The organism is Gordonia sp. DT219 (genome assembly GCF_049847065.1).
In the GTDB taxonomy this organism is placed as follows: Bacteria; Actinomycetota; Actinomycetes; order Mycobacteriales; family Mycobacteriaceae; genus Gordonia.
On record NZ_JBNCNR010000129.1, the window covers coordinates 1 to 234 of the forward strand.

A 234-nucleotide genomic window follows, 5' to 3' on the forward strand; every position below is an offset into this window, starting at 1 on the left:
GTATCGGTCAACCGCATCACCTCCAACACCTGCTGCGCCACCGGCTCACCCCGCTCACCCCGCAACAACATCTGCCACGCCCGCGCCCACTCCACCGCCACCGGCTCCACCCACGCCCCCACACCCACCGACGCCCGCATCCACTCCACCTCGAAACCCCGCAACACATCCAACAACCCACGATCCCGCGCCACCAACCCCAACCACAACGCATCCAACCAATCCGGCGCCATC

General features: G+C 67.1%; 1 protein-coding gene. It reads right to left on the reverse strand.

Translation table 11 applies throughout. From position 1 onward, the window contains the following. A partial coding sequence (locus ACPXB3_RS22720; protein WP_425729907.1) for an Imm49 family immunity protein occupies positions 1–234 on the reverse strand: 234 nt, incomplete at both ends.